6 protein-coding genes are annotated in these 7,246 nt (G+C 63.8%); 4 read left to right on the top strand and 2 right to left on the bottom strand.

What is annotated here, in order from left to right; genetic code table 11:
* A partial coding sequence (locus RBA41_RS26510) for a tetratricopeptide repeat protein (protein ID WP_306627325.1) occupies positions 1-455 on the bottom strand: 455 nt, incomplete at its 3' end.
* Entirely contained in the window at positions 452-2,452 is a 2,001-nt protein-coding gene (locus RBA41_RS26505) for a bifunctional 2',3'-cyclic-nucleotide 2'-phosphodiesterase/3'-nucleotidase (RefSeq protein WP_374709607.1), read from the bottom strand. The genes RBA41_RS26505 and RBA41_RS26510, both read right to left, overlap by 4 nt.
* Positions 2,453-2,621: 169 nt before the next feature.
* Between RBA41_RS26505 and prfB the strand changes: the two genes are divergently transcribed.
* The 4 genes from prfB (at position 2,622) to RBA41_RS26485 (ending at position 7,242) form a co-directional block, all read left to right on the top strand.
* Positions 2,622-3,726, top strand: a protein-coding gene (gene prfB, locus RBA41_RS26500) for a peptide chain release factor 2 (protein WP_306627323.1) whose coding sequence is annotated in 2 segments (ribosomal slippage) — positions 2,622-2,702 and positions 2,704-3,726 — 1,104 coding nt in all. Because the reading frame shifts where the segments join, the coding sequence is not laid out codon by codon here.
* A gap of 3 nt (positions 3,727-3,729) precedes the next feature.
* Positions 3,730-4,395, top strand: a complete 666-nt coding sequence (locus RBA41_RS26495) for an HAD family hydrolase (protein ID WP_306627322.1) — start codon at positions 3,730-3,732, stop codon at positions 4,393-4,395.
* Between the two features lie 48 nt (positions 4,396-4,443).
* Positions 4,444-5,976, top strand: a complete 1,533-nt coding sequence (gene lysS / locus RBA41_RS26490; protein WP_233294916.1) for a lysine--tRNA ligase — start codon at positions 4,444-4,446, stop codon at positions 5,974-5,976.
* A gap of 168 nt (positions 5,977-6,144) precedes the next feature.
* Positions 6,145-7,242: a catalase family protein gene (locus tag RBA41_RS26485; protein ID WP_306627320.1), complete on the top strand. Its 1,098-nt coding sequence runs from the start codon at positions 6,145-6,147 to the stop codon at positions 7,240-7,242.
* Positions 7,243-7,246 lie beyond the last annotated feature (4 nt).

The raw sequence follows: 7,246 nt of genomic DNA, 5'->3' as shown, positions 1-7,246 counted from the left end.
TGGCCGTGCGCGCGATGGGTCATCGCGTGCGCCGCTTCGCGCAGGAGCTGGGCGGCGCGCTGCGGGTCGCGCGCATATCCCATCGCGCCTTCCTGCACGTACATGGCGATCTGCTGCAGCGCCTCGGGATGCTCCAGTTCAGCGGCCGCTTCCAGCCAGCGCCGTGACGCCGCCATGTCGGCCGCGCAGCCCTCCCCGGCCGCCAGCATGGCCGACAAGGTGAACATGGCAGGTGCATGGCCACGCCGGGCGCCCGACTCGATCAGCGCGAAGGCGCGCAGCGGTTCGCGCGCCGTGCCGATGCCGTTGCGGACCATGCGGCCCAGGTCATACGCAGCCTCAGGGTCCTGCGCCGCGGCGCCCTGCAAGCGCGCCAGGCCGGCCGGATCGAGCGGCTGCGCGTGCGCCAGGGCGCAGCCGCACAGCAGCGCCGCCAGCAGCAGGCGCCGCGTCATTTCGACAGGTCGACCGCGTACAGCGCAAAGCCCTTGCCCAGGCCATCGTCGGCGCGCAGCATCGACACGTTGCCAAGGCCAGCCTGCCGCGCCAGCGGCAGCAGCCCGGGCGCCGAATGGAACACCACCGGCCCCGCGGTGCGGGTTTTGGCAAAGCGCCAGCTGCGCTGCTGGCCGTGCTGCGCGCGCGTCAGGTTCTTCACGTCTTTGATGTAGGCGATCAGCACATCGCGGTTGGCATCCGGCGCGGCAATCGCGGTCTTGCTGCCGTCAAGGCCCGGAAAACCGCCACCGCCACTGGCGCGATAATTATTCGTCGCCACCAGAAATTCGTTCGAGGCGTTGACCGGTTTGTCGCGGAAGCGCAGGTTCCTGATACGCTGGCCGGGCGCCTTGGTGACATCGATTTCATAACTCACATCCTTGGACGTCAGCGCATCGAAGTTATAGGTCGGAAAAGCGGTGTTGACCAGCTCCTGCGGCGTCGCCAGCGCCGGGTCGATGGTGTTGAAGCGCTCCGCCGCCCGCTCCAGCCAGTCCTTCAGCTCCCCGCCATTGACCTTCACCGCGTACAGCGAATTCGGATAGAGGTACAGGTCGGCCGCATTATTGAGCGCAAGGCTGCCGGCTTTGACGTCGGTGTAATCGGTCACGCCGGCGGTGCCGCCCTTGAACGGCGACGCCATCGACAGCACCGGCAAGGCCGCATACTGCGGCATGCTGGCCTTGACATACTTGATCACATAGTCGGCCTGCGCCTGGTTGACCACGGTGATGGCCGACACGTCGCCGACGTCGGCAAAATAGGTCGACATGCGAAAGTCGGTCGCGCCGACCGGCGTCTTGACGTAGCGGATGGTCGCTTCGTGTTCGGCCGCGACGAGCGCCGCGATGGCCGGATCGGGCGCGATGAACGATTTATCGGCCTGCTGCGCAGCGCGCGCCTCCACCGTCGTCTTGCTGCGGTCGACCACCCAGCGCTGGCCGTCGTACGACAGGTGCAGGCCGATCACGCCGAGGTGCTTGCCCCACAGGTTGGCCATCACGGTCGGCACGCCGTTGACCAGGCCCTTGACCTTGTCCACGCCCGGCAGGTTGAATTGCGGGACCGTGCTGGCAGCGTTCGGGAATGGCAGGTGCGAGTGCCCGATCAGCATGGCGTCGATCCCGGGGACCTTGGACAGGTGCCAGTTCCCGTTCTCCATCGACGGCGCGTAGGTACTGTCGTCCAGCCCACCGTGCGAAATCGCCACCACCAGGTCGGCCCCCTTGGCGCGCATTTCGGGAATGAACCTGGCCGCGGTTTCGCGCAGGCCCTCGGTGTAGACCTTCCCTTCCAGCCAGCGCTTGTCCCACGACAGGATGGTCGGCGGCGCAAAGCCGATGATGCCGACTTTGAGCGTCGCCGTCACCGGCTTGCCGTCGGCGTCCAGCGCGGCGATCTGCTTGTCGATGATGCTGTACGGCGCAAACAGCGGCTTGCGCGTCTTGAGGCTGTAGACGTTGGCCAGCACCTGCGGGAACGCCGGTCCGGCGCAGCGCGGCCTGGCCGCGTCGACGCCATCGACCTCGAAGCGGTTGCCGGTCACCTGGCTCAGGTACGCCAGGCCGTAATTGAATTCGTGGTTGCCGATGCCGCCGCCGTCGTAACCGAGCTTGTTCATGACCTTGTAGATGGCCAGCGTCTGGTCGCACTTGAGCGGCTTGGCCAGTGCCTGGTAGTCGGCCAGCGCGCTGCCCTGGATGGTGTCGCCGTTATCGAACAGCAGATTGTTCGGGAACTGCCGGCGCGCCTGGGCGATCAGCGAGGCGGTGCGGTCCAGGCCCAGCGACGGCTCCGGGGACAGCCTGAAGTAATCGTATCCGAGCACGTTCGAGTGCAGGTCGGTCGTTTCCATCACCCCGACCACCGCGGTCGACCCGGTGGGCGGGTTGGCGGCGCCGGCGGCGGCGCAGAACATCAGGGGCAAGACGGGAATGAAAATTTGATAACGCATAGGGGGCGCTTTCGGGCAAGTGGGCGGGGATGGTCTGGTCATCGTATGGCGCATGATACGCAGCGCCGCGACCCCGATCAAGCCGGGTGCACGGCAAGGAACGGAAATGTGGCGCGCTGGGGTATAATCGAAGGTTCGATTTAACCAATTCAATAAGACCGGAAACGCCATGGAAGCCGAACGCATTAACGCCCTCTCCGCCCTGCTCAACGACCTGACGGATCGTGAAGCCGAACTTCGGAGGTATCTTTGACTTCGATAAAAAGTCAGAGAAGCTCGAACAAGTCAACGAAGAACTAGAAGATCCGACCGTCTGGAACGATCCGAAACGCGCCCAGGATCTCGGTAAAGAGAAAAAGGCGCTCGAAGGCGTGGTGCACACGCTGATGAAGGCCGACGCCGACCTGAAAGACGCGAACGACCTGTTCGCGATGGCGCGCGAAGAAAACGACGACGACACGCTCGAAGCGGTCATCGTCGACGCCGACGCCATCAAGGCCGTGGTCGAAGCCATGGAGTTCCGCCGCATGTTCGGCAATCCGATGGACGCCAACAACTGCTTCATCGACATCCAGGCTGGCGCCGGCGGTACCGAAGCCCAGGACTGGGCCTCGATGCTGCTGCGTCAATACCTGCGCTATTGCGAACGCAAGGGCTTCAAGGTCGAGATTCTCGAACAGTCCGACGGCGAGGTTGCCGGCATCAAGACCGCGACCCTCAAGGTCGAAGGCGAGTACGCCTACGGCCACCTGCGCACCGAAACCGGCGTTCACCGCCTGGTGCGCAAGTCGCCGTTCGACTCCGCCAATGGCCGCCACACGTCGTTCACCAGCCTGTTCGTGTATCCGGAAGTCGATGACTCGATCGAGATTGACGTCAACCCGGCCGATATCCGCGTCGATACCTACCGCGCGTCGGGTGCCGGTGGTCAGCACATTAACAAAACCGACTCCGCGGTCCGCATGACGCACGGCCCGACCGGCATCGTGGTCCAGTGCCAGAACGACCGCAGCCAGCACCGCAACCGCGCCGAAGCGATGGAAATGCTCAAGGCGAAGCTGTACGAGCACGAACTGCGCAAGCGCATGAGCGAGCAGCAGAAGCTCGAAGACTCCAAGACCGATGTGGGCTGGGGCCACCAGATCCGCTCCTACGTGCTCGATCAGTCGCGCATCAAGGATTTGCGTACCAACTTCGAGACCGGTAACACCAAGGGTGTGCTGGACGGCGACCTGGACGACTTCATCTCGGCCTCACTCAAGCAAGGCGTGTAATTCATGACCGCTACCCGACGCGCATTCATCTTCGACATGGACGGCACGATCGTCGACAACATGTCCTTTCACACCGAGTCCTGGATCGCCTTTTTCCAGCGCCGCGGCAAGGACATCGACGCCGACGAGTTTTTCCGCGCCACGGCAGGTCGCCAGGGCAAGGAAATCATCCGTTCGCACATGGGCGAACACCTCAATGACGACGAGGTGCGGATCCTGAACGACGAAAAGGAACTGGTCTACCGCGAGCTGTACGAGCCGCACCGCAAAACGGTGATGGGCTTCGACGGCCTGATCGCGCTGGCCAAGGAGATGAATGTTGCGTTGGCCGTGGCGACCGCCGCGCCCAACGCCAACATCACCTTCACGCTCGATGGCCTGGACCTGCGCCGCCACTTCGACACCGTGGTCGGCGCGGCCGATGTTGCGCGCGGCAAGCCGCATCCGGACGTGTTCCTGCTCGCGGCCGAACGCTGCGGCGTCGCGCCCGAACACTGCATCGTGTTCGAAGATGCGCCGCTGGGCGTGGAAGCGGCGCGCCGCGCCGGCATGCGCGCCGTGGTGCTGACCACCACCCTGCCCGCCGCCGCCTTTTCCGAATTCGACAACGTCATCCACATCGCCAGCGATTTTTCCGAGCTGACGATCGACGCACTGTTTTCGTCCTGATTTATACGTAATCCCATACCTGCATCAACCCACATAGCGATACTCACCATGACTACGGACATCCAAGACCAAGCTCCCGCCCCGGCAGATGAAAACAAACTGATCGCCGAGCGCCGCGCCAAGCTGGCCACGCTGCGCGAAGGCGGCATCGCCTTTCCTAACGATTTCCGTCCGCAGCACAAGGCGGCGCAACTGGTCGAGGAATTCGGCAGCAAGACGCGCGAAGAACTCGAAGCGACCGAGGTGCCCGTGGTCCTGGCCGGGCGCATGATGCTCAAGCGCGAAGCCGGTAAAAAAGCCGTGTTCGCAACCCTGCAGGATTCGTCCGGCCCGCGCGCCGACGGCCGCATCCAGATCTACGTCACGCTCGACAAAACCGGCGAAGCGGCGATGGAAGCGCTGAGCCACTACGACCTGGGCGACATCCTGGGCATCGAAGGCACGCTGTTCAAGACCAAGACCGACGAACTGACGGTCAAGGTATCGACCCTGCGCCTGATCACCAAGTCGCTGCGTCCTTTGCCGGACAAATTCCATGGCCTGTCGGACCAGGAAACCAAGTACCGCCAGCGCTATGTGGACCTGATTACCAATGACCAGGCGCGCCGCACGTTCAAGGCCCGTACCGCAGCCATGTCGTCGATCCGCCGGTTCATGGAAAAGAACGACTTCATGGAAGTCGAAACGCCGATGCTGCATTCGATTCCTGGTGGCGCCGCCGCCAAGCCATTCGTCACCCACCACAACGCGCTGGACATGGAAATGTTCCTGCGTATCGCGCCGGAGCTGTACCTCAAGCGCCTGGTGGTCGGCGGCTTCGATCGCGTGTTTGAAGTGAACCGCAACTTCCGCAATGAAGGCGTCTCGCCGCGCCACAATCCTGAATTCACGATGATGGAATTCTACGCGGCCTACACCGACTACCAGTGGATCATGGATTTCACCGAAGCGGTGATCCGCCAGGCCGCCATCGATGCGCACGGCACCGCGGAACTGACCTATGGCGGGAAGCCGCTTGACTTGTCCAAGCCGTTCCGCCGCATGACCATCGTCGGCGCCATCAACGCCTATGCGCCGCACTACACCGCGGAGCAGCTGCAGGATGCGGAATTCATCAAGGCCGAACTGCTCAAATTCGGCGTGAAGCCGTTTTCGACGGCCGGCCTGGGCGCGCTGCAACTGGCGCTGTTCGAGGAAACCGCCGAAGCGCAGCTATGGGAGCCGACCTTCATCGTCGACTACCCGGCCGAAGTATCGCCACTGGCGCGCGCGTCGGACACGGTAGCCGGCATCACCGAGCGTTTCGAGCTGTTCATCGTCGGCCGCGAGCTGGCCAACGGCTTCTCCGAGCTGAACGATTCCGAAGACCAGGCAGCGCGCTTCCTGGCACAGGTGGCGGCCAAGGACGCGGGCGACGATGAGGCGATGTTCTATGACGCCGACTACATCCGCGCGCTGGAATACGGCATGCCGCCGGCCGGTGGCTGCGGTATCGGCATCGATCGCCTGATCATGCTCATTACCGATTCGCCGAACATTCGCGACGTGATTCTCTTCCCGCACTTGCGCCGCGAAGAGTAAAACCGAAGGGCGGGCGCCATGCCCGCCTTTTTTTTCGTCCGCAGCATCCATCGCTTCACGCCCCACCACCATACCCCTCCGTTCGAACAAACATTCTATCGAACGCCCCCGCACTATCGGTACACTCCTTGATTCCATTGCAATATTACAAACAAGCGAGGAACCCCCATGTCTGCTACCACCTACGTCCCTTACAACGACAATCTGGAACAAAAGCAGGAAAACGAGGATGCGATCATCGACAGCGTGGTCGAATCGATGATGCGCGTAAACACCCGCGTGTTCGACAAACACCGCCACGCCAAGCGCGACGCCCACGCCAAGTGCCACGGCGTGCTGGTCGGCCACGTCACCGTCTACGACAACCTGGCCCCGCACCTGGCCCAGGGCGTGTTCGCGCGTCCCGGCACCTACCCGGTCGTGATCCGCCTTTCCACCGCGCCCGGCGACATCCACAGCGACAAGCTGCCGTCCCCGCGCGGCATGGCGATCAAGATGCTGGGCGTCGACGGCCCCCAGTTCCTGCCCAACCGCCAGGACGCGACAACGCAAGACCTGCTGCTGGTGAACCATCCTGTGATCGCCTTCGGCCACGCCGCCGCCTACCTCAAGACCCAGAAGCTGCTGGAAAAGCACGCCGACGACCCGGACATGGTGCGCCGTATCGTGGCCGCCCTCGCCCGCGGCGGCAGCAAGGCGCTGCACGCGCTGGGCATCGAGAACCCGGTCGTCGACACGCTCGGCGCGCCCAACAACCATATTCTCGGCGAGACCTTCTTCAGCATGGCCGCGGTGCGCTACGGCGACTACGTGGCCAAGCTGTGCGCCGCGCCGCTCTCAAGCAACGTGCGCGCCCTCACCGGCCAGCCGCTCGGCGACGACGCCGACGACTCGGCCCTGCGCAACCTGGTGGTCGACTTCTTTTCCGGCCAGGGCGCCGAGTACGAGCTGCGCGCGCAGCTGTGCACCGACATCGCCACCATGCCGATCGAAGACGCCTCGATCGAGTGGCCGCAGGAAGCATCGCCCTACCAGCCCGTCGCCAAGCTGACCATCCCGCCGCAGCAGGCTTTCAGCCCGGCGCGCCGCGTGTTCGCCGACGACGTTTTGTCGTTCAACCCGTGGCACTGCATCGAGGCGCACCGCCCGCTCGGCTCCATCATGCGCGCGCGCATCAAGGCCTATGAAGCGTCGTCCAAATTCCGCCACGAGATGAATGCACAGCCACGCATCGAAATCGACAGCATTGGCCAGGTACCCGATTAAGTAG

This window comes from Massilia scottii (genome assembly GCF_030846495.1).
GTDB classification, from domain to species: Bacteria; Pseudomonadota; Gammaproteobacteria; order Burkholderiales; family Burkholderiaceae_D; genus Telluria_A; species Telluria_A violaceinigra.
The sequence above is the reverse complement of the archived record's forward strand: the minus strand, read 5'-3'. Positions and strand labels throughout refer to the sequence as shown.

What these genes read in the sequence shown, in the direction of transcription:
- RBA41_RS26495 (WP_306627322.1), top strand. Translation starts at nt 3,730, where the DNA reads ATGACCGCTACCCGACGCGCATTCATCTTCGACATGGACGGCACGATC.
- lysS (WP_233294916.1), top strand. Translation starts at nt 4,444, where the DNA reads ATGACTACGGACATCCAAGACCAAGCTCCCGCCCCGGCAGATGAAAAC.
- RBA41_RS26485 (WP_306627320.1), top strand. Translation starts at nt 6,145, where the DNA reads ATGTCTGCTACCACCTACGTCCCTTACAACGACAATCTGGAACAAAAG.
- RBA41_RS26505 (WP_374709607.1), bottom strand. Translation starts at nt 2,452, where the DNA reads ATGCGTTATCAAATTTTCATTCCCGTCTTGCCCCTGATGTTCTGCGCC.